The sequence below is a fragment of the Pseudomonas syringae pv. cilantro genome (assembly GCF_001293775.1).
Classification (GTDB): Bacteria; Pseudomonadota; Gammaproteobacteria; order Pseudomonadales; family Pseudomonadaceae; genus Aquipseudomonas; species Aquipseudomonas syringae_P.
This window is the reverse complement of record NZ_LGLN01000100.1, coordinates 1-713: the sequence shown is the minus strand read 5'-3', so window position 1 is coordinate 713 and position 713 is coordinate 1. Positions and strand designations below refer to the sequence as shown.

Annotated in this window: 1 protein-coding gene; it reads right to left on the bottom strand. The window is 58.8% G+C overall.

The genetic code is table 11. The annotated features are described in order from the left end of the window. On the bottom strand, positions 1-507 hold a 507-nt coding region (locus ABJ99_RS26330; RefSeq protein WP_230081104.1), incomplete at its 3' end, for a toprim domain-containing protein. Positions 508-713: the final 206 nt, after the last annotated feature.

Sequence of the window (713 nt, the reverse complement as noted above, 5' to 3'; positions counted from 1 at the left end):
GTTCATGCCGATCAGCCAGTCCGCCCTGGAGCGTGCGAGCGCTGATAGGTATAGCGGATAGGTTTCCGCACCCTGTTTGACGCTGCTGAGTGCCTGGCGGATGGATGCTTCATTCAGGGCCGAAAGCCACAGCCTCTGAATCGGCCCACGGTACCCACAATACTCGATCAGCTCGCGCGCGATCATCTCACCTTCGCGGTCGGCATCGGTCGCGATCACCAGTTCTGTTGCTTCTTTGAGCAACTGCTTCACGACCTTGAACTGGCTGGCGGTCTTCGGTTTGACGATGACTTTCCACTGTGCAGGTAGAATGGGAAGCGTATCCAGGCTCCAGTTTTTCAGGTGATCGCCGTAGGCATCCGGCGCAGCAGTTTCCAGCAAGTGGCCAATGCCCCACGTGACGGCCACCCCCGGCCCTCTGAGGCAGCCGTCGCCCCGGGTTTTTGCTCCGAGTACGGCGGCAATGTCCTTACCCTGGCTGGGCTTCTCGCACAGATACAAACGCATAAAGACTCCAATGAGATTTCTCCCGCCCTCAGACCCTGCTGTCTGGGGTAGGGTTGAGAAGGTAGCCGGAGGATGCAGTGCCGATGGCCAATGCCCAACGGCCACGGCCGATAAGGTGCTGTTTACCGGGGTTTTCCAGTGTTGGACGGTGGGTCAGTTTGAACCGGTGCTGTGGGCTTTGGTGTATCCGGAAGTTGGTAACCAGG